The organism is Streptomyces sp. NBC_00457 (genome assembly GCF_036014015.1).
Classification (GTDB): domain Bacteria; phylum Actinomycetota; class Actinomycetes; order Streptomycetales; family Streptomycetaceae; genus Streptomyces.
The window spans coordinates 8374766-8393750 of sequence record NZ_CP107905.1; the positions used below are offsets into that span (position 1 = coordinate 8374766).

Below are 18985 nucleotides of genomic sequence, written 5' to 3' on the forward strand. Positions count from 1 at the left end.
ATAGTCGTGGTGACTATTAGTCGCACGGACCATAAAGGGGGCGAGCGGATGTGACCGTGCCGACCGGCTACGACAAGTACGCGCACGAACCCTTCGCCGTCACCGTCGACCTCGCCGTCCTGACCCTGCGCGCGGGCGCACTGCATGTACTGCTCGTCGAACGCGGGCAGGAGCCGTACGCCGGACAATGGGCGCTGCCCGGCGGGTTCGTACAGCCCGACGAGTCGGCGGAGACGGCGGCCCGGCGTGAACTCGCCGAGGAGACCGGCCTGCTGGACGTCTCCGGGCTGCATCTGGAGCAGCTGCGGACCTACAGCGAGCCCGACCGCGATCCCCGGATGCGGGTCGTGTCCGTGGCGTTCGCGGCGCTGCTGCCGAACGCACCGGAGGCGCATGCGGGCAGCGACGCGGCGCAGGCGCGCTGGGTGGAATGCGACAGGGCGCAGCCCCTCGCCTTCGACCACGACCGCATCCTGGCCGACGCCCAGGACCGCGTCGGCGCCAAGCTCGAGTACACCTGCCTCGCCACCGCCTTCTGCCCGCCCGAGTTCACCCTCGGCGAGCTGCGGCAGGTCTACGAGGCCGTGTGGGGCACCGCGCTGGACCGGCCCAACTTCCGGCGCAAGGTGCTCGCCACGCCGGGCTTCGTCGAACCCGTCCCCGGCGCCGCCCGCTTGACCGGTGGCCGCGGCAAACCGGCCGCGCTGTACCGCGCGGGCACCGCCACCGCCCTGCATCCGCCCCTCCTCCGACCGTCCCGGGAAGGACGCACCGTATGACCGCCACCACCGTCGCCAAGCGCGCCGCCACCGGAGCCCTCACCGGGCTCGCCCTCGGCGACGCGCTCGGCTTTCCCACCGAGTTCGACGACGTGCCGTCGATCCTCGCCAAGTTCGGCCCCTGGCGGGAGATGGGGCTGCCGAGGCCCGCGATCGTCACGGACGACACGCAGATGACGCTGGCGTTGGGGAAGGGGCTGCGGACGGCGATGGACCGGGGAGTGCTGGAGCCGTCGGCGATGGCCGAGTCGGTGCGGCGGGAGTTCATCGCCTGGAACCGCTCCCCGGAGAACAACCGGGCACCCGGCAACACCTGCATCCGGGCATGTGTCCTGCTGGAGGACGACCGCCCTTGGCAGCAGGCCAGCCAGATCGACTCCAAGGGCTGCGGCGCCAACATGCGCGTAGCGCCCCTCGGCCTCATCGTCGGCCTCAGCGACGAACAGCGCGCGGGCGCCGCCCAGTTGCAGTCCGCACTCACCCACGGGCACCCGACGGCGCTGGCCGCGTCCGACCTCACCGCGCACGCCGTACGACTGCTGGCGCAGGGCGCCGAGCCGACCGGACTGGTCGGGCTGCTGCGGTCGTACGCCCTGGAGCACCGCTCCACGTACCACCACCGCTGGCTCGGCGACCTGTGGACGCGCGGCCAGGACCCGACGGCCGAGCACTTCATCGCGCGCGGCTGGGACGAGTGCCTGGCGATGCTCGACCGCCTCCAGGACGCCGTACGGACCGTGTCGCCCGAGACCGACCCGTGCCTGGCCACCGGTGCGGGCTGGATCGCCGAAGAAGCCCTGGCAACCGGGCTGTTGTGCTTCCTGCTCTTCGTCGACGAACCCCTGACCGCCCTGCGCCGCGCCGCCTGCTCCTCCGGCGACTCGGACTCCATCGCCTGCCTCGCGGGCGCGTTCGCCGGCGCCTACCTCGGCGCCGACGCATGGCCCACGGAATGGGCCGACCGCATCGAGTACCGAGGCGACCTGCTGACCCTCGGGGCCCTCTGGGACGCTTGACCCGTGATCGACGCCCTGGACATCGACCTGACACCCGTGGTGGCCGAACAGCCCGACCCGCTGCTGTTCGCCACCGTCTCCGGCGCGCACCTGTACGGCTTCCCGTCCCGCGACTCGGACGTGGACCTGCGGGGCGTGCATCTGCTGCCGGCCGCCGATCTGGTCGGACTGCGGGAGCCCGAGGAGACCCGGTCCAGGATGTGGGACCGGGACGGCGTCGAGATGGACCTCGTCACGCACGACCTGCGCAAGTTCGTACGGCTGATGCTGCGCCGCAACGGCTATGTGCTGGAGCAGCTGCTCTCGCCGCTCGTCGTGCACACCACCGACGCCCACCGGGAACTCGTCGCCCTCGCCCCCGGCGTCCTCACCAGCCACCACGCTCACCACTACCGAGGCTTCGCGGTGACACAGTGGCGGCTGTTCGAGAAGACCGGCGAACTCAAGCCGCTGCTCTACACGTTCCGGGTCCTGCTCACCGGCATCCATCTGATGCGCAGCGGCGAGGTGCGGGCCCATCTGCCCACGCTGCTCGGGGAGATCGCCGAGGCACCGGCCTACGTGCAGGAGCTGATCACGGCGAAGGCGGAACAGGAGCACGGGGCGGCCGATGTCGCCCTGCACGCGCGCGTGCCGACCGACATCGAGCGGCTGCATGGAGTGCTGGACGAGGCGCAGGCGGGGTCAGCCCTGCCGGATGCTCCGGCCGTGTACGACGCCCTGCACGAGTTCGTCGTACGCGTCCGGTTGGAGGGCTGACGTACGGCGGACGCGGATGAGGAAGTCCTCGACGCGCCGGCGGTCCGGTTCGGCGGGCAGTGGGCTGTGCCGGTACGCCTCGTCCGTCTCGGTCGCCAGGCGGGTCATCCAGGACTCGACCTCGGGCCAGGGGACCTCACCGCGTTTCACCGCCAGCAGTGGTTCGCGGCCGTCGCCGACGTCGATCGTGAGCTCGCCCGTGCGCAGCAGGTCGCGGACGCTCATCAGCAGCCGCAGCAGATGCATCGCGTGCTTCCAGCGCGGGGCGCCGTGATTGCGGACGTCGGCTTCGAGCTTGTGGCGCTGCCCCAGGGCGTACCGGGCGAACGTCTCGTGGGCCTGGCGGGAGAGGAACGCGCCGCGCAGGGCGATCAGCTCGCGGCCCGTGTCGTCGACGTACTCCACGAGCGGGGAGTGCAGGCACTCCAGGACGTTCGGATTGGCGCGCAGGGCCAGCTCGCAGAAGCGCTCCAGCTCCCAGCTGAACTGCTCCTCGGCCGGCCCGTCCACATGCGTCGGCGGCTTCTCGAAGCGCCAGAAGAGGGCAGTGGGGGCCGCGTACACGCCCCGGCGGTCGGTGTCGCTGCCGTCCGTGGCCAGGCCGAAGGCGCGCGAACCCATCACGCAGGAGTAGATCGTGTGGTCGCGCACCAGGGCCTCGGGCTGCATGCCCGGCAGCGTACGCGGCGGTTCACGCCAGGCGGATCGAATTTCCGTCCACGGTGAGCTGCTTCTCGGGCAGCGCCTTCGTCGCCGGGGGATTCTGCACCGAGCCGTCCTCGATGCTGAACTTGCTGCCGTGGCAGGAGCAGTTGATGGTGCCGCCCGAGACGCTCGCCACCGGGCACTGCTGGTGGGTGCAGATGTTCGAGAAGGCCTTGAAGTCGCCTTCCTTGGGCTGGGTCACGACGACCTTCTCGTCCTTGAAGATCGTGCCGCCGCCGACCGGGATGTCGGAGGTCTTCGCCAGTTCCTGACCGGGGGAGGCATTCTCCTCGGCCGAGTCGCCCTCGTCGTCGCCGTACTCGCTGCAGCCCACGAGAATCGCCGCCGCGCCCGTGGCGAGGAGCACCGTGCGCCGGGTCGGGTCAGGGGTCATGTCGTCACTCCGAAGGTGCGGAAGAACCAGAGGGCGGAGGTCAGCCAGACGATCGTCAGGGCTGTGAAGACAAGCCCGCCGACGATCGGCAGCAGCCAGTTGGGGAGGCGCTCCGAACGGAGCAGCAGCATCTTGGCACTGAAAGCACCGAAGAAGAAGCAACCCAGGATGGAGTGCCACAAAACCCGCGTTTCGTACGTCTGATAGCCCAGCGCATACAGGCAGTGCACCGCAACCGGAACCGACACCAAAAACGCCACCCGCCCCGACCAGCGGTGCAGCGCCGACGACCAGCCGGGGCCCGGCAGCCTGCCGTACACCATCAGCGCCGAGACGACCTGGATGAGCGCGAAGAAGATCGCCGCCGTCGCCAGCCACGACTTCACCGCCCCCGTGCTGCTGAAACCGGCGAGATTGAAGGCGGTCCCCGCCGGGTCGTGGACCTTGCCGTACACCCCCAGGGCGACCGCCACCGCGGCGGCGACGAGCGCCGGCACCAGATAGCGGGCCGGGTGCGGGCGGCCGTGGCCGGGGTCGGGCGAGGGAAAGTCCTGGGTGGCGGCGTTCGGGTCGACGGTCATGGTCGGCTCCCGGGAGCAGGGGATCAGGGGGTGACAGGCCGGGCCGTGAGCTGCTCTCCGTCGACCGTCACCGCACCGGTCTCCGGGTCGATCCGTGGTGCGGGGGAGGGCTCTCCGTCGCGGTTGAGGATGCCGACCTGCTGCGTGCCGCCCTGCCGTACGATCCAGCCGCCGTCGACGTCGGTGCCGCCCGCCGTGCCGGTCGCCCGGTACAGCCCGTCCGGCTTCTTGGCCCGGTCGGCGGTGAAGTCGTAGTGCCCGCCGTCGATGTCGACGGTGCCGCTGATCCGCTTGCCCTTGAGGGTGCCGTTCAGCTTCGCGCCGTTCTTGCCGGTGAGCCGCATGGTGCCGTCGTCCTCGACGTCGCCCTTCAGCCACGACTCCTTGTCGCGGCCGTCGCAGAAGTACGCGACCGCCTTGCCGTCGCGCAGGGAGACGGCGACGGAGGCGGAGTCGTCCTTTGTTCGGCCCGTGTAGTCGGCGTCGGGGACGGGTGTCCGGGAGGGTGTGGGGGAGGGGGATGCGGTCGTCTTCGTGGGTGTCGGGGAGGCCTTCGGTGAAGGCGACTCCTCCGTGTACGCGGACGACGCGCTCTTCGACCCCGTCGTCGCGTTGAGCGACAGCATGAAGAAGCCGAGCACCAGTCCCGCGAGCAGAGTGAACAGTGGTCCGGAACGCTTCATGACGGGCCTCCCCCGAGGCGAGCTTCCTGCCCCATGAGAGCGGACCCGACGGCCGGCGTCCATAGGCGCACCGGGGTGTTGTGACCGCAAGTAGCGGAATGGGGACGTTCACGTGACATTGTCAGGGTCTGGTGCCCACGTCTCAGCGGGCGGGCGCGGCGCACCCGCGCGACCCGGGCTGACTAGGCTGGACGGACCAACGATCCGTACATCAGCAAGGAGCCAAGCCGTGGCGGTACGAGCGGTCCGAGGCGCCGTCCAACTCGAGGTGGACGAGGCCGGCCACATGGACGAGCAGGTCGGAGCCCTGCTCACCGCCGTCCTGGAGCGGAACGACCTCACCGCGGACGACCTGATCAGCATCTGGTTCACGGCCACGCCCGACCTGCACTGCGACTTCCCGGCCGCCGCCGCCCGCAAGCTCGGCATCGTCGACGTACCGCTGATCTGCGCGCAGGAACTGGACATCCAGGGCGCCATGCCGCGAGTCGTCCGTGTCCTCGCGCACATCGAGTCCGACAAGCCCCGCGCCGACATCGCGCACGTCTACCTCGGCGCCGCGGCGGCCCTGCGCAAGGACATCGCCCAGTGAGGACCGCACTCGTCATCGGCACCGGCCTCATCGGCACCTCCGCCGCCCTGGCCCTGGCCAAGCGGGGTGTCGTCGTCCACCTCGCCGACCACGATCCGGAGCAGGCCCGTACGGCGGCCGCGCTCGGCGCCGGTTCGGACGAGGCGCCCGAGGCCCCCGTCGACCTCGCGATCGTCGCCGCCCCGCCCGCCCATGTGGCCGGCGTGCTCGCCGACGCCATGCGCCGCGGCGTGGCCCGCGGCTACCTCGACGTGGCCAGCGTCAAGGGCGGCCCACGCCGCGAACTCGAGGCGCTCGGTATCGACCTGTCGCCGTACATCGGTACCCACCCCATGTCGGGCCGTGAGAAGTCCGGCCCGCTGGCCGCGACCGGCGACCTCTTCGAGGGCCGCCCCTGGGTGCTCACGCCGACCCGGGACACCGACACCGAGGTGCTGAACCTCGCCCTGGAGCTGGTCTCGCACTGCCGCGCCGTGCCGGTCGTCATGGACGCCGACGCCCACGACCGCGCCGTCGCCCTGGTCTCCCACATGCCCCACCTGGTCTCCAGCATGGTCGCCGCGCGTCTGGAGAACGCCGACGAGGCGGCCGTACGACTGTGTGGGCAGGGCATCCGCGATGTGACCCGGATCGCCGCGTCCGACCCCGGCATGTGGATCGACATCCTCTCCGCGAACCCGGGGCCGGTCGCCGACCTCCTCGCGGACGTCTCCGCCGACCTCGACGAGACGGTCCGCGCCCTGCGCGCCCTGCAGTCCTCCGACGACGCCAAGCGCCGCGAGGGCACCGCCGGCATCGAGGACGTCCTGCGCCGGGGCAACGCCGGCCAGGTCCGGGTCCCCGGCAAGCACGGCGCCGCGCCGCAGGTGTACGAGGTCGTGGTCGTGCTCATCGACGACCAGCCCGGGCAACTGGCCCGCATCTTCGCCGACGCGGGACGGGCCGGGGTCAACATCGAGGACGTACGCATCGAGCACGCGACCGGGCAACAGGCCGGTCTGATGCAGCTGATGGTGCAGCCGCAGGCGGCCCCCGTACTGACGGCGGCGTTGCGGGAGCGGGGCTGGGCGATCCGGCAGTAGCCCGCGCCCCAAAGGGGCGCGGGGAACTGCGCGACCAGCCCCGACGAGCCCGCAGACGATTGACAGCCCGAGCCCCCGCGGCGGAGCCGTATATCGGCACAACCCGCGGAGCGCTCCGCCGTGGGCCGGACGAGTGACCCGAACCCAGTAACCTTGTGCGGGGCACGATCGCGCCCCGCACACTCCCACCGCACCGCACCAGGAAGGTGTCCATCCGTGGAAAACGGCGCCGCCCCGACCGCCCAGGCCGTGATTGTCGCCATCGACGGCCCCTCCGGCACGGGCAAGTCGAGCACGTCCAAGGCCGTGGCCGCGCAGCTCGGCCTGAGCTACCTGGACACCGGCGCCCAGTACCGGGCGATCACCTGGTGGATGGTGACCAACGGGATCGACACCGCCGACCCGTCGGAGATCGCCGCCGCGGCCGGAAAGCCGGAGATCCTCTCCGGCACCGACCCGGACAACCCGACGATCACGGTCGACGGCACGGACGTCGCCGGGCCGATCCGCACGCAGGAGGTCACCTCCAATGTCAGCGCGGTCAGCGCCGTGCCCGAGGTGCGGGCGCGGATCACCGAGCTGCAGCGCTCGATCGCGGCCTCGGCCACGCGGGGCATCGTCGTCGAGGGCCGCGACATCGGTACGACCGTGCTGCCCGACGCCGACCTGAAGATCTTCCTCACCGCATCCCCGGAGGCGCGTGCCGCCCGCCGCAGCGGTGAGCTCAAGGGGTCGGACGTCCACTCGACCCGTGAGGCGCTGCTGAAGCGGGACGCGGCCGACTCCAGCCGCAAGACCTCGCCGCTCGCGAAGGCCGACGACGCGGTCGAGGTGGACACCTCCGACCTCACGCTCCAGCAGGTCATCGAGTGCGTCGTCACCCTCGTCGAGGAGAAGCGAGCAGCGAAGTGACGGCACCGACGGAGCGGGGCGCGGAGGTCGGGCGGCGTATCGGCGTCGGCCTGATGTACGGGCTGTGGAAGCCGCGCGTCCTGGGCGGCTGGCGGGTCCCCGCGACCGGCCCGGTGATCCTCGCCGTCAACCACTCGCACAACATCGACGGCCCGATGGTCATCGGCGTGGCGCCGCGGGCCTCGCACTTCCTGGTCAAGAAGGAAGCGTTCATCGGCCCGCTCGCCCCCTTCATGCGGGCCGTCGGCCAGCTCGAGGTGGACCGCTCGACCGCCGACCGTACGGCCATCACCCAAGCCCTTGACGTGCTGGCGGCCGGCGGTGTGCTCGGCATCTTCCCGGAGGGCACCCGGGGCGAGGGCGACTTCGCCGCCCTGCGATCCGGGCTCGCGTACTTCGCGGTGCGCAGCGGCGCCCCGATCGTTCCCGTCGCCGTCCTGGGAAGCACCGAGCGGCCCGGACGGTTGATAAAGGCGCTGCCCGCGCTGCGCTCCCGCATCGATGTCGTCTTCGGCGACCCCTTCGAGGCGGGCGACGGCAGCGGACGGCGTACGCGCAAGGCGCTCGACGAGGCCACCGAACGCATCCAGAAGCAGCTCACCGCGCACCTGGAAAACGCCAGGCGCCTGACCGGGCGCTGAGCGACACTTGAGTAGTGGATCACCCGAGATCGGGCGGATCCACCGATCACCACACCGAACGAGGTACGGACTTCATGAACGACCAGATCCACTCCGACGGCTCGGGCGAGGAGCACGAGCACGGAGCACTTGGCGACGCCGAGTACGCGGAGTTCATGGAGCTCGCCGTCGAGGAGGGCTTCGACCTCGAGGACGTGGAGGGCGCGATCGAGGCGGCCGGCCACGGCCCGCTGCCGGTGCTCGCCGTCGTCGGCCGGCCGAACGTCGGCAAGTCGACTCTGGTGAACCGCATCATCGGCCGCCGCGAGGCCGTCGTCGAGGACAAGCCGGGCGTCACCCGCGACCGTGTCACCTACGAGGCCGAGTGGGCGGGCCGCCGCTTCAAGGTCGTCGACACCGGCGGCTGGGAGCAGGACGTCCTCGGCATCGACGCCTCCGTGGCCGCGCAGGCCGAGTACGCCATCGAGGCCGCCGACGCCGTCGTCTTCGTCGTCGACGCCAAGGTCGGCGCCACCGACACCGACGAAGCGGTCGTACGACTGCTGCGCAAGGCCGGCAAGCCCGTGGTGCTCGCCGCCAACAAGGTGGACGGCCCGAGCGGAGAGGCCGACGCGGCGTACCTGTGGTCGCTCGGTCTCGGTGAGCCGTATCCGGTCTCCGCGCTGCACGGCCGCGGCACCGGCGACATGCTGGACCAGGTCCTGGAGGCGCTCCCCGAGGCGCCCGCGCAGACCTTCGGCACGGGGGTCGGCGGCCCGCGCCGCATCGCCCTCATCGGCCGTCCGAACGTCGGCAAGTCCTCGCTGCTGAACAAGGTGGCGAACGAGGAGCGCGTCGTCGTCAACGAGGTCGCGGGCACCACCCGCGACCCGGTCGACGAACTGATCGAACTCGGCGGTGTCACCTGGAAGTTCGTCGACACGGCCGGTATCCGCAAGCGCGTCCACCTCCAGCAGGGTGCCGACTACTACGCCTCGCTGCGCACCGCGGCCGCCGTGGAGAAGGCCGAGGTGGCGGTGATCCTCATCGACGCCTCCGAGAGCATCTCGGTGCAGGACCAGCGGATCGTGACGATGGCCGTCGACGCCGGACGTGCGATCGTCCTCGCCTTCAACAAGTGGGACACCCTCGACGAGGAGCGCCGCTACTACCTGGAGCGGGAGATCGAAACTGAGCTCGGCCAGGTGGCGTGGGCGCCGCGGGTGAACGTCTCCGCGCGCACCGGCCGCCACATGGAGAAGCTGGTCCCCGCGATCGAGACGGCCCTCGACGGCTGGGAGACCCGCGTCCCGACCGGACGCCTCAACGCCTTCCTCGGCGAACTCGTCGCCGCCCACCCGCACCCCATCCGTGGCGGCAAGCAGCCCCGCATCCTCTTCGGCACCCAGGCCGGCACCAAGCCCCCGCGGTTCGTGCTCTTCGCCTCCGGCTTCATCGAGGCGGGCTACCGGCGCTTCATCGAACGTCGGCTGCGGGAGGAGTTCGGCTTCGAGGGGACGCCGATCCATATCTCCGTGCGGGTGCGTGAGAAGCGCGGCAAGAAGAAGTAGACAGCGAAAGGGCGGCCCCGACCGGGGCCGCCCTTTCCGCTTCACACCTCAGTTGCCGCGCCGCGGCCCCGGCGGCAACGCCGGCACATGGTGCATGCCCGCACCCTGCGGCCGGAGCTGCCCGACCCGCTGCCACTGCGACTGCTGCCCACCGCCGTGCCGGGTGCTGTACGCCCCCATGCTGTAGGCGCCGTACGAGCTGCTGCACGAACCTGGACCGGATCCGCCGTGGTCGAGATACCCGAACGCGACAAACCCGAACTCCTCCTCGCCCCTGCGGTCACCCGGCAATGTACGGAAGGACTTGACGTACTCGGCGTAGAGCTCGTCGTAGATCGGCGTGGCCGATGCCCCACCCGAACTCTCCGCAGCCGCCCGAGCGGCCGGAATCGACGAGAAGGACGGGCGGCGGGGAACGTCGTATGCGTGCACGTATGTCCAAACGACACCAGACGGGAAGAGATGCGGCTGAACAATCCGACATCGCAGGTCACTGATGCATTAGGGGCGCGCTAAATGCCGTTAAGGGGCGCGGGGAACTGCGCGACAAGCCACAGACGACCCGCAGCCGCCACTCAACAGCAGGCCCCCCGAACCGTAGGCACACTCACGTCCCCGCCAAAGGCAAAGCAGCGGCGACAAGCTTGCCGTTGGCGGCTGCCTTATCCAACGCATCCCGCAACAGATCCTCCCGCGGCTGCCGCCCAATCGCCCCCACAGGCGCCGCGAACATCAACACCTGCTGATGCTTGTTCGCGGCGCTCCGCCACCCCTCGGTCACCTGCAACGGCTGATGCGCCTGCCACCAAGCGACCGGCTGCCCCCCGGAGGGACCCGGCTGCAGCACCGCATGCAACTGCCCCATCGCCAGCAGCACCGACCAGCCGTGCAACACCGACGGCACCGACTCGATCGCCGTCAGCGGCATGAAACCCTGCTCGATGAGCAACGGCAGAAAGTCGTCGCCGGCGCCGACCGCACCGGGCCGCACGATGGGCGCGGTCGGCTCGACGACGAGCGCCGGGTGCAGCTCACCGGCGATCAGGACGAGTCCGCTGGTCACGCCGAGCACCGCCTGCTCGGGGACGATCTTGTCGGGCTCCAGGTCCACGGTGTCGCCGCTGATGGAACGCACCGCGCCCCGCAGTTGCTCCTCGGTGACCTGGACGACCTGCGAGGGCAGGCACGTGGCGTGGGCGAAGGCGAGGACGGCGGTCTCGTCGCCGATGAACAGGACGGTGCTGGTGCGCTCCTGCTCGGAGTCGCCCGGGGTGCGGCAGGACGTGCAGTCGTAACTGCCAGGGGCGTTCTCTCCGGCGAGCAGCCGGTCGGCTTCATCGTCGCCGATCTCGGCGCGTACGTCGTCGCTGACGTCGAGCATGCGCGGCACGGGTGGCTCCCTCGGATGTGGTGCGTATCGGGACCGGGCGGGTCCCGGGCTCATGAAGAGACAACGGGCGTTCTGTGGCGGGAGTCACGCCCCAAGACGAACGGAGTCGAACCGTCCGATGCGGTAGGTCACATTGCGTCCGGAATCGGATACTCCCTGTCAAGTACTCGGAAATCCAAGGATGTTGAATCGGTGATGTGGGTCACAGATCATCTGAGGGCCTGGTCGACAAATGCTGAAATTCACGAATGAAGTGGGTGTCCGGAAATCGTCGATACCCGAGGTAACGGCGAACTGGCCTGGAATGACAAGGAGTTGGTTGATGCCGCCCCACCGTCGTCCGTACATTCCTCCGCCGTGTGCAACGAGCACCGCTCGGGAACGTCCGCCGGCCGCACCAAGCCAGCTCGTCGTACAGCCTCCGGCGGACGGGGCTGAGCGCGCCGACCGCGACCAATCGCGGGACGTGCGCCCGGCCTTGGGGGATCCCGGGTCCGTGGAGAGGGATGTCCATGTCCGATTGTGCCGATACCAACCGCGACAACGTCCGCAAGACGAGTACGACACGTACGACGGCGGTCCTCGCCGGGGCCGCTCTGCTCGCCCCCCTCGGACTGCTGGCCGCGAGCGGCAACGCCGCGGCGGCGGACGGCGGGGTCTGGGACCGCATCGCCCAGTGCGAGAGCGGCGGCAACTGGCACATCAACACCGGTAACGGCTACTACGGCGGACTGCAGTTCGCCGCCGGCACCTGGCGCGCGTACGGCGGCACGGCCTACGCGCCGACGGCCGACCAGGCCTCCAGGGAGCAGCAGATCGCGGTAGCCACCAAGGTCCAGCGCGGCCAGGGTTGGGGCGCCTGGCCGACCTGCTCGGCACGGGCCGGAGCGTACGGGAGCGCACCCGCGGCTCCCGCGACCGGCTCGCCCACGACGAAGGCGGCTCCGCCGAAGGCGCCGGAACGCTCGTCCACCCACCCCGACCGCAGCGCGTCCCGCGGCGACTACACGGTCCGCCAGGGCGACACCCTGAGCGGCATCGCCGCCCGGTACGGGACCACCTGGCAGCAGATCCACGCCGCCAACAAGGACATCATCGGCAGTGATCCCGATGTGATCGTGCCCGGACAGCGCCTCGACATCTGAGCCGTCCCGCTGCTGCGGGCGCGGGGCCCCGTCCGGTGCGGCCGACCGGGTGGGGCCCCTAGGCGCACCGGACGCGCCGCGGCGGCCGTACGCGGCGCACTGCTTAGCGTGAGCCGATGATCACCAAGTACACCAAGCTGACTACGTTCGCCGTGGCGGCGATGCTCGCCACCGTCACGCCGGCCGCCGCGCACGAGGTGCTGCCGCGGCCGGCCCCCGTTCCGCTGCTCGACACGCTGCTCGGGCCCCGCGACTGCGGCAAGGGCAAGTGGCCCTGGGGTTGCCTCGCCGAGTGCGAGAGCAGCGGGCGCTGGAACGTCAACTCCGGCAACGGCTTCTACGGAGGGCTGCAGTTCGGGCAGCCCACCTGGGAGGAATTCGGCGGCCTGAAGTACGCCCCGCGCGCGGATCTCGCCTCGCGCGAGGAGCAGATCGCCGTCGCCCGGAAGGTGGTGGCCGTGCAGGGCTGGGGGGCCTGGCCCGTCTGCTCCAAGAGATTCGGGCTCAAGGGCCGGATGCATGCCGTGCAGCGCGGCGACACTCTGACGTCGATCGCCCGCAGATACGGCGTCAAGGGCGGCTGGAAGGCGCTCCACAAGGCCAACAAGAAACGGCTCGGACGCCGTCCCGACCAGCTGAAGGTGGACATACTGCTGGTCATCCCGGAGGACGGGGACCGTGCGCCGGACCCGGCCCCTGGTCTCTTCGGTCCGCCGCTGCCCGCCGATGAAGTTCCCCCGCCTCGCCACTGAACACGACCGCGCCGCGGCGCAGTTCGTACCCGAGCGCCGCCCGGCCGTAGGGGGCGGGCGGCAGCCGCTGCTCGGCGACGACCACGCACGCGTCGAGCGCGGCCAGCAGTTCGTACGTCCGTGCCGCGACCGTGGCGGACATGCCCTGCGTGGGTTCGTCGACGAGCACCACGCGCGCGCGTGCCAGCAGGGCGCGGGAGAGCGCGAGCATGCGCTGCTCACCGCCGGAGAGGGTGCCGGCCCGGCGCGGCAGCAGGGGCGCCAGCTGCGGGTAGGCGTCGAGGGCGGGGGTGACGTCGGCCGCCGCCAGTTCGAGGTTCTCGCGGACGGTGAGGGAGCCGAACACGGCCTGCCGCTCCGGGACCATGCACAGACCGCGCCGGGCCCGTTCGAACGCCGGCGTCCGGGTCACGTCGACGCCGTCCCACACCACCGCGCCGCCGGACAGGGGCACGGTTCCGGCCAGGGCGCGCAGGGCCGTCGTACGGCCGGATCCGTTGCGGCCCAGCAGGACGGTGAGGCCGGGGCCGGGGGCGGCGAGGGTGACGCCGTGCAGGGCTTCCAGGGGGCCGTAGCGCACGCGCGCGTGCCGCAGGGAGATCGTGGTGGTCATCGGCCGGCCGCCTCCAGCGTGTCCAGTACGCGGTCGGGCGGGCCGGAGACGACGATGCGGCCCGCCGCCATGACGTGTACGACGTCGGCGAGGTCGGCGACCAGGTCGAGATCGTGCTCGACGACGAGCAGGGCGGTGCCGTCGGCGGCGAGGGCCTTCAGGACGCGGGCCAGCGCGGTCACTTCGGCGGTGTCCAGGCCCGCGGCGGGCTCGTCGAGCAGCAGCACGCGCGGGCTGCCCGCGAGGGCCCGGGCCAACTCCACCCTGCGCAGGGTGCCGGTGGGCAGACCCGCGGCGGGAAGCTTCCGGACCGGCCCCTCCAGACCGAGCAGCCTCAGCGCCCGCTCTACTGCCGTGTGATCGGGGATCCGGCCCTGCTCGGCGCCCACGCGAACGTTTTCGGCCACGGTCAACGAGGGGAAAACGGCCAGTTGCTGGAACGTCCGTGCGATGCCGAGCCGGGTGCGGGCGTGTGCGGGCAGCCGGGTGATGTCCCGGTCGTCGAGCCGTACGTGGCCTTGTGCGGGGCGCAGGGTGCCGGCGAGGCAGTGGAACAGGGTGCTCTTGCCCGCGCCGTTGGGGCCGACGACGGCGGTGATCCGGCCTCGGGGGACGTCGAGGTCGATGTCGTCGAGCGCGGTGAAGCCGCCGTAGTCGGCGTGGAGGTGGCGGGTGGTGAGGATCGGTTTGGGGAGCCCACCCGCCCCACCCGTGCCACTTTCGTCGTCGGGTGCGGGTGGCCCTGGTGGGGGCGGAGCGCCGTCGGCGGGTGCGGGTGGTTGCGGTGGGGGGTGGGCGTGGGCGGTCGGTGTCGGGGGGTGCTGTGCGGGCTTGGCGTGGTCGGTGGGTGCGGGCGGTTGCTGGGAAGGCTGGGCCTGGTCGGATTGCGTGGGTGGCTCTTGTGAGGGCTGGGCGCTGTTGTGGGGTGGCTGTGGTTCTCGCGGGTCCTTGGCGTCGCTGGGGGGTGTGGGTGGTCGCAGTTGGGACTGGGCGCTGATGTGGCCCGTGGGTAGACCCTGGCGGAGTCTCGCGTCGGATGTCGTGGCCGTGGCTGTGTCGTCGGTGGGCGTCGCGGTCGTCGGTTCCGGGTGAGGGGCCCGGCCCTGTGCCCGTCGTCGTAGGCGCCTTCGTAGCTCCACCCCCGCCGTCGTCAGCCCCGCGTTCCGCTGTGGCCGCAGGCGCTGCGTCGCTGTTCGCAGTGCCTCGTACGGGCCTCCGGGGAAGCGGCCGACCAGGACTGCCAGTACGCCGATCAGGGCCGCTGCCACGCCGCCTCGCGCCCCCGCGTCCAGGCCCACCAGGAGGGCGGCTGCTGCGAGTGCGCCCAGGGTGGAGTCGGCGCCCAGGACGACCACCGCCGCGAACCAGAGCAGGCCGCGGACGGGGTCGTAGGCGCCGGGGTCGAAGGCGCGGAGGCCCATGCCGAGCATGCCGCCGCCGAGGGCGGCCAGCGCGGCGCCGGAGACGAAGGCCAGGAGTTTGAGGGACGGGACCTGCACGCCTGCTGCCGACGCGCCCGATTCGTGGTCGCGCATGGCCGCGAGGGCTCTGCCCGTACGGCCCCTGCGCAGCGCGTGGGTCGCGAGGAGCGCGGCTGCCAGCAGGGCCAACTCCAGGACGTAGTACGCGCGGTCCCCGTCGAAGCCCGCCGGACGGTCCAGCGAGAGGCCCGACGTGGCGTACGGCTGCGCGAAGACGAAGCGGCTCACGCCCACGCCGACCGCGAAGGTCGCCAGCGCCAGCGCCAGGCCCTGGCGGCTGATCGCCGGCCAGCCGGTGAGCAGGCCCAGGGGTGCGACCAGGAGCACCGCCACCGCCAGCGCGGCCAGTTCCGGCAGGCGGGGGACGCCGGGAAAGCGGCCTGCCGCGAGCAGGGCGGTGAAGAGGGCGCCCAGGCCCGCGTATGCCGCCTGGCCGAGCGAGATCTGGCCGCCGCGGCCGGTGACGACCACCAGGGAGAGCAGCACCACGCCCAGCGCCGGCACTTGCACCGACGTATGGAGGTCCGAGCCGGCGAAGCCCAGCGGCAGCAGGAACAGGACCACGGCCACGATCCAGGCGCCCGGCGGGGTCGGTACGCGCGCGGTGGCCGTGCGCGGCAGTGCGTCCCGGGTGCCGACGCGGGGCAGGACGAGGGCCGCGATCAGCAGCGCCACCACGAACAGGTTCGCCCCGACGGCCTGGAGCAACGGTTCGCCCCATCCGGAGGGGTGAAGCCGCGTCAGCTGGCTCTGCGCCACCCCGATGCCCAGCGCCACCACCACCGCGACCGGCAGACTCCGCATCCGCGCGGCCACCGCGACCGCGACGACCTCCATGACGAGCAGCGGCAGTCCGTACGGGTCCAGCCGGACGTACGGCGCCAGCAGCACGCCTGTCAGACCCGCCGTGAACGACCCGAACGCCCAGCCGGCCGCCGCCACCCGGTCCGCGTCGATCCCGCCGAGCACGGCCAGCTGCCGGTCGTCCACGACCGCCCTGAGCTCCCGCCCGAACCTCGTCCACCGGATCACCGCACCGACACCGGTCGCCAGTACGGCCACCACCGCCAACTGCCCCCACGGATCCGCCGACACCAGCTCCGGAGCGTCGTCCCGCGCACCCTGCCCCCACACCAGCGCCGCCCCGCCGACCAGCAGCACGAAGACCCCGATCGACGCCACCAGCGTCTGCGCCGGATCGCTGCCGAGCACGGACAGCGGGCGGAAGACGAAACGCTCCAGCACCACCCCCAGGCCCGGTGCCAGGACCACCAGCGTCACCAGCGCGCCCAGCCACAGCGGCCAACCCCACTCGACCACGCACTGCCGCAGCGAGTACGCGCACACCATGGCGATCGCCCCGTGCGCGAAGTTGAGCACCCCGGTCGCGCGGTACGTCACGATCAGGCCGATCCCGGTGAGCGCGGCGGCGCTGCCGACCGACAGACCGGCGAGCGTGAGGTCGTACGTGAGGGACGACATCAGCCGTCTGCTTCGGCGGGCTCACAGATCGGGCAGGGCCCCAGCTCGCCGCTCGCCACCAGCTTCCCGTCCACCGGCACCGACTCCGCCTTCCCGGCGACCAACGGGCAGTCCGCGCGATGGAACAGCGTGCCGCCCGGCACCATCAGCAGATCCGCGCTGACCGCGAGGGGCGCGGCCGCCGCCTGCCCGGAGTCCACCGTGCCGTCGGGCTCGGCGGCGACCAGCAGGCCGTACAGCTCCTCCACGCGCGCGGCGGCGAGCGCGTTGCGGCCGTGCGTCAGCAGCACCGCACCGGCGATGATCAACGCGGCTCCCGGGACCGTGCAGGACGCGAGATAGGGCAGCTGCCGCTCGGCGAACCGCTCGCCCGAGATGCCGTACCAGCCGATCACACACAGCACCGCGCCCGCGGCGAGCGCCGCCCAGCCGGCCCACAGGACGGGGTGCACGGTCCGCAGTCGGGCTGTCCGCATCTCTGGCTCCCACACGTCGTGAGTCTGTCCATGTCAGCCGATCGCTTGCACTATGCCTTCTGCAAGCTGACCCTGAAAGCACCGGGCGCGCACCGCCCGGACCGACACCCGGTGGTGAGCCAGATGGTTCTCGGGAGCGACCTCAGGCGGGGGAACGCGGGACGCGGCACCGCGATCGCGGCCGCGCTGCTCCTCTTCCTCGCCCCGGCCCTCGCGGCCTGCAGCGACGACGAGGGCGGCGGCAGCAGCGAGACACCGCCGACACCGACGGTCGAACAGACCGAACAGCCGACGAGTCCGGCCGCGTCGGGGCCCGCCGACACGGCGGCGGCCGAGCAGGAGATCAAGCAGAACTGGCAGAAGTTCTTCGATCCGGCGACCTCGACACAGGACAAGCAGTCCGTCCTCGAGAACGGCGACCGGATGGGGCCCGTGCTGGCGGCGTTCAGCGGCGACGAACGCGGCGGGCAGGTCCAGGCGAAGGTCACCGCGGTCGAGTTCACCTCGCCGACCGAGGCGAACGTGACCTACGACCTGACGCTGAAGGGCGCCACCGCACTGCCCGGCGCCTCCGGAACGGCGGTCGAGCAGGACGACGCCTGGAAGGTGTCCGCCAAGACCCTGTGCGCGCTGGTGAGCATGAGCGGCAATGCCTCGGCCTCGGCCCTCCCGGGCTGTTGAGGCCCTCGCCGCGGTGCTGCTGCTCGCCCTGAGCACGGCCTGCGGCAGCCGCCTGCCGGAGAGCGACTTCGAGAACGACGGCCGTACGACCCCGTCGGCGACCTCCGGTGCGCCGCTGCGCGTCGGCATCATCACCAGCGCCACCAGCCCCGTCGGCGGCAACGCCTTCACCGGCCCGCGCGACGGCGCCAAGGCCTGGTTCGACCGCCTCAACGCGCGCGGGGGCATCGACGGCCGCCCGGTCGAGGTGCGTCTGTGCGACGACGGCGGCAGCGGGGTCGGCAACAACGAGTGCGTGCACCAGCTCATCGACGAGGACGAGGTCGTCGCCCTGGTCGCCACCACCGCGCTCGACTACGCGGGCGCCTCCCGTGTCTCACGCGCGCGCGTGCCCGACATCGGCGGCCAGCCCATCGGCGCCGCCTACGACACCTGGCCGCACCTCTACGGCATCTACGGCAGCCTCGCGCCCCGCGACGGCACGACCGGCTGGGACGGCAAGCAGTACGGCGGCACCGAGGTCTACCGGTACTTCAAGCGCGAGCACGGCGCCCGCACGGCCGCCGTCGTCTCGTACAACCAGGCCGCGTCCGCCGCCTACGCCCGGCTCGTCGAGCGGGGACTGAGGGCCGAGGGCTACAAGGTCGTCACCGAGCAGGTCGACTTCGCGCTGCCCAACTTCCGTGCCGTGGCGGCCGACCTCAAGGAGCAGGGCGCCGACCTCGTCTTCGACGCGATCGACGGACACGGCAACGCCCAGCTGTGCAAGGCGATGGACGACGTCGGCGCCGAGGTCACCGCCAAGGTCACGAACGTACAGAACTGGACGTCCGCCGTCCCCGACGACTACAAGGACTCGCCGCGCTGCCGCAACGCCCTGTGGGCGACCGGATCCAGCCGGAACTTCGAGGACACGGACCATGAGGCCGTACGGGAGTTCCGGGACGCCACCGAGGGGCTGAAGACGCACTCCCAGTGGCAGTTGGAGGGGTGGGCCGCGGCCATGTGGTTCACGGAGGCGGCACGGTCCTGTGCCCAGGAGGGCGTCACGCGCGCGTGCGTCGACGACTTCATGAGCCGCAGCGAGGGCTATACCGCCGACGGGCTGCTGGTTCCGGTCCGGTTCGAGCGGCTGGCCGAGCCGCCCAGGACCCGCAGGACCTGTGTGTCGGTGGCCCGCTGGCAGGACGGCAAGGGCTGGGTCTCCCAGGGGGACATGAACGACACGTGCTTCGACGTGCCGCAACTGCCGTACGAGCAATGACGCCTTG

Annotated in this window: 21 protein-coding genes; 12 read left to right on the forward strand and 9 right to left on the reverse strand. The window is 71.6% G+C overall.

The genetic code is table 11. From position 1 onward, the window contains the following. The first annotated feature begins 50 nt into the window (after positions 1–50). Genes OG828_RS38280 through OG828_RS38290 form a run of 3 tightly spaced genes read left to right on the forward strand, consistent with a single transcriptional unit; the run spans position 51 to position 2554 of the window. Positions 51–779 (forward strand): NUDIX hydrolase, encoded by a 729-nt coding sequence (locus OG828_RS38280; RefSeq protein WP_328441364.1) that lies wholly within the window; start codon positions 51–53, stop codon positions 777–779. Then, entirely contained in the window at positions 776–1795 is a 1020-nt protein-coding gene (locus OG828_RS38285) for an ADP-ribosylglycohydrolase family protein (RefSeq protein WP_328441365.1), read from the forward strand. Before OG828_RS38280 ends, OG828_RS38285 begins: the two co-directional genes overlap by 4 nt. 3 nt (positions 1796–1798) lie before the next feature. Then, a complete protein-coding gene (locus OG828_RS38290) occupies positions 1799–2554 on the forward strand; it encodes a nucleotidyltransferase domain-containing protein (RefSeq protein WP_328503763.1) in 756 nt (251 codons plus the stop codon). Here the strand turns inward: OG828_RS38290 and OG828_RS38295 are convergent. Genes OG828_RS38295 through OG828_RS38310 form a run of 4 tightly spaced genes read right to left on the reverse strand, consistent with a single transcriptional unit; the run spans position 2480 to position 4917 of the window. After that, a complete protein-coding gene (locus OG828_RS38295) occupies positions 2480–3223 on the reverse strand; it encodes a nucleotidyltransferase domain-containing protein (RefSeq protein ID WP_328441367.1) in 744 nt (247 codons plus the stop codon). The two genes, OG828_RS38290 and OG828_RS38295, sit on opposite strands and share 75 nt — an antisense overlap. Before the next feature lie 22 nt (positions 3224–3245). Further along, complete coding sequence (locus OG828_RS38300) at positions 3246–3653, reverse strand: Rieske (2Fe-2S) protein (RefSeq protein ID WP_328367297.1); 408 nt, start codon at positions 3651–3653, stop codon at positions 3246–3248. Further along, complete coding sequence (locus OG828_RS38305; protein WP_328367300.1) at positions 3650–4234, reverse strand: DUF6529 family protein; 585 nt, start codon at positions 4232–4234, stop codon at positions 3650–3652. Before OG828_RS38305 ends, OG828_RS38300 begins: the two co-directional genes overlap by 4 nt. A 23-nt stretch (positions 4235–4257) precedes the next feature. Further along, on the reverse strand, positions 4258–4917 hold the full coding sequence (locus tag OG828_RS38310; RefSeq protein WP_328503764.1) for a hypothetical protein: 660 nt from the start codon (positions 4915–4917) through the stop codon (positions 4258–4260). A 229-nt stretch (positions 4918–5146) separates the two neighbouring features. Here OG828_RS38310 and aroH point away from each other — a divergent pair, with 229 nt between their 5' ends. From aroH to der, 5 genes are all read left to right on the forward strand, one after another. Further along, positions 5147–5509 (forward strand): chorismate mutase, encoded by a 363-nt coding sequence (gene aroH / locus OG828_RS38315; protein WP_301978730.1) that lies wholly within the window; start codon positions 5147–5149, stop codon positions 5507–5509. Further along, complete coding sequence (locus tag OG828_RS38320) at positions 5506–6591, forward strand: prephenate dehydrogenase (protein WP_328441370.1); 1086 nt, start codon at positions 5506–5508, stop codon at positions 6589–6591. Before aroH ends, OG828_RS38320 begins: the two co-directional genes overlap by 4 nt. Before the next feature lie 216 nt (positions 6592–6807). Then, a complete protein-coding gene (cmk, locus tag OG828_RS38325; protein WP_328503765.1) occupies positions 6808–7503 on the forward strand; it encodes a (d)CMP kinase in 696 nt (231 codons plus the stop codon). Between the two features lie 53 nt (positions 7504–7556). Next, complete coding sequence (locus OG828_RS38330; protein ID WP_328372510.1) at positions 7557–8144, forward strand: lysophospholipid acyltransferase family protein; 588 nt, start codon at positions 7557–7559, stop codon at positions 8142–8144. A 74-nt stretch (positions 8145–8218) separates the two neighbouring features. Then, positions 8219–9694, forward strand: coding sequence for a ribosome biogenesis GTPase Der (gene der / locus OG828_RS38335; protein ID WP_210574635.1), 1476 nt, complete (start codon positions 8219–8221; stop codon positions 9692–9694). Between the two features lie 48 nt (positions 9695–9742). Here der and OG828_RS38340 read toward each other — a convergent pair whose 3' ends face one another. Together OG828_RS38340 and OG828_RS38345 are read right to left on the reverse strand one after the other, a co-directional pair. Next, complete coding sequence (locus OG828_RS38340) at positions 9743–10126, reverse strand: hypothetical protein (RefSeq protein ID WP_328367312.1); 384 nt, start codon at positions 10124–10126, stop codon at positions 9743–9745. Positions 10127–10301: 175 nt separating this feature from the next. Next, the gene (locus OG828_RS38345; protein ID WP_328367314.1) at positions 10302–11084 is read right to left on the reverse strand and encodes a hypothetical protein; all 783 of its coding nucleotides are present in this window, start codon (positions 11082–11084) and stop codon (positions 10302–10304) included. Positions 11085–11596: 512 nt separating this feature from the next. On the opposite strand from OG828_RS38345, the gene OG828_RS38350 reads away from it, so the two are divergent. Together OG828_RS38350 and OG828_RS38355 are read left to right on the forward strand one after the other, a co-directional pair. Continuing rightward, on the forward strand, positions 11597–12229 hold the full coding sequence (locus OG828_RS38350) for a LysM peptidoglycan-binding domain-containing protein (RefSeq protein WP_328505015.1): 633 nt from the start codon (positions 11597–11599) through the stop codon (positions 12227–12229). Positions 12230–12345: 116 nt separating this feature from the next. Next, entirely contained in the window at positions 12346–12981 is a 636-nt protein-coding gene (locus OG828_RS38355) for a transglycosylase family protein (RefSeq protein ID WP_328367316.1), read from the forward strand. On the opposite strand, the gene OG828_RS38360 is transcribed toward OG828_RS38355, so the two are convergent. Genes OG828_RS38360 through OG828_RS38370 form a run of 3 tightly spaced genes read right to left on the reverse strand, consistent with a single transcriptional unit; the run spans position 12887 to position 17033 of the window. Beyond that, positions 12887–13594: an ABC transporter ATP-binding protein gene (locus tag OG828_RS38360; protein ID WP_328367318.1), complete on the reverse strand. Its 708-nt coding sequence runs from the start codon at positions 13592–13594 to the stop codon at positions 12887–12889. The genes OG828_RS38355 and OG828_RS38360 overlap by 95 nt on opposite strands. Next, positions 13591–16557, reverse strand: coding sequence for an ABC transporter permease subunit (locus OG828_RS38365; protein WP_328503766.1), 2967 nt, complete (start codon positions 16555–16557; stop codon positions 13591–13593). Before OG828_RS38365 ends, OG828_RS38360 begins: the two co-directional genes overlap by 4 nt. Continuing rightward, on the reverse strand, positions 16557–17033 hold the full coding sequence (locus tag OG828_RS38370) for a hypothetical protein (protein ID WP_210574646.1): 477 nt from the start codon (positions 17031–17033) through the stop codon (positions 16557–16559). Before OG828_RS38370 ends, OG828_RS38365 begins: the two co-directional genes overlap by 1 nt. Before the next feature lie 123 nt (positions 17034–17156). On the opposite strand from OG828_RS38370, the gene OG828_RS38375 reads away from it, so the two are divergent. Both OG828_RS38375 and OG828_RS38380 read left to right on the forward strand, forming a co-directional pair. Further along, positions 17157–17714 (forward strand): hypothetical protein, encoded by a 558-nt coding sequence (locus OG828_RS38375; protein ID WP_328503767.1) that lies wholly within the window; start codon positions 17157–17159, stop codon positions 17712–17714. Further along, complete coding sequence (locus OG828_RS38380; protein WP_328503768.1) at positions 17683–18978, forward strand: ABC transporter substrate-binding protein; 1296 nt, start codon at positions 17683–17685, stop codon at positions 18976–18978. Before OG828_RS38375 ends, OG828_RS38380 begins: the two co-directional genes overlap by 32 nt. Positions 18979–18985: the final 7 nt, after the last annotated feature.

Coding starts and splice junctions, on each gene's coding strand:
- OG828_RS38285 (WP_328441365.1), top strand. CDS start 776: ATGACCGCCACCACCGTCGCCAAGCGCGCCGCCACCGGAGCCCTCACC.
- OG828_RS38295 (WP_328441367.1), bottom strand. CDS start 3,223: ATGCAGCCCGAGGCCCTGGTGCGCGACCACACGATCTACTCCTGCGTG.
- OG828_RS38300 (WP_328367297.1), bottom strand. CDS start 3,653: ATGACCCCTGACCCGACCCGGCGCACGGTGCTCCTCGCCACGGGCGCG.
- OG828_RS38305 (WP_328367300.1), bottom strand. CDS start 4,234: ATGACCGTCGACCCGAACGCCGCCACCCAGGACTTTCCCTCGCCCGAC.
- OG828_RS38310 (WP_328503764.1), bottom strand. CDS start 4,917: ATGAAGCGTTCCGGACCACTGTTCACTCTGCTCGCGGGACTGGTGCTC.
- OG828_RS38330 (WP_328372510.1), top strand. CDS start 7,557: ATGTACGGGCTGTGGAAGCCGCGCGTCCTGGGCGGCTGGCGGGTCCCC.
- der (WP_210574635.1), top strand. CDS start 8,219: ATGAACGACCAGATCCACTCCGACGGCTCGGGCGAGGAGCACGAGCAC.
- OG828_RS38350 (WP_328505015.1), top strand. CDS start 11,597: ATGTCCGATTGTGCCGATACCAACCGCGACAACGTCCGCAAGACGAGT.
- OG828_RS38355 (WP_328367316.1), top strand. CDS start 12,346: ATGATCACCAAGTACACCAAGCTGACTACGTTCGCCGTGGCGGCGATG.
- OG828_RS38360 (WP_328367318.1), bottom strand. CDS start 13,594: ATGACCACCACGATCTCCCTGCGGCACGCGCGCGTGCGCTACGGCCCC.
- OG828_RS38365 (WP_328503766.1), bottom strand. CDS start 16,557: ATGTCGTCCCTCACGTACGACCTCACGCTCGCCGGTCTGTCGGTCGGC.
- OG828_RS38370 (WP_210574646.1), bottom strand. CDS start 17,033: ATGCGGACAGCCCGACTGCGGACCGTGCACCCCGTCCTGTGGGCCGGC.
- OG828_RS38375 (WP_328503767.1), top strand. CDS start 17,157: ATGGTTCTCGGGAGCGACCTCAGGCGGGGGAACGCGGGACGCGGCACC.
- OG828_RS38380 (WP_328503768.1), top strand. CDS start 17,683: ATGCCTCGGCCTCGGCCCTCCCGGGCTGTTGAGGCCCTCGCCGCGGTG.